We start from the raw sequence: 241 nt of genomic DNA on the forward strand, positions 1-241 counted from the left end.
CCGTTACCGAAGGCTCAACGGCTGAAACGGCTGCTAGCGACATCGATCCTGACCATACCAAAATCGTCATCGGTACGACCGAAGGTGATTTTGCTGATATGGTACGTAACCAAGTGAAAGGCTCGCTAGAAGCGCAAGGTTACGAAGTTGAACTGATTCCTTTTACGGATTATGTACGTCCTAACTTGGCATTGGCTGAAGGCGACTTGGACATCAACATCTTTCAGCACAAGCCTTATCT

The 241-nt window shown here is 47.7% G+C and carries 1 protein-coding gene; it reads left to right on the top strand.

The genetic code is table 11. The features are described from left to right. On the top strand, positions 1–241 hold a 241-nt coding region (locus tag AAEZ05_RS29945), incomplete at both ends, for a MetQ/NlpA family ABC transporter substrate-binding protein (protein ID WP_350650284.1).

The sequence above is a fragment of the Pseudomonas sp. HY13-MNA-CIBAN-0226 genome (assembly GCF_040310305.1).
GTDB lineage: Bacteria > Pseudomonadota > Gammaproteobacteria > Pseudomonadales > Pseudomonadaceae > Aquipseudomonas > Aquipseudomonas gregormendelii.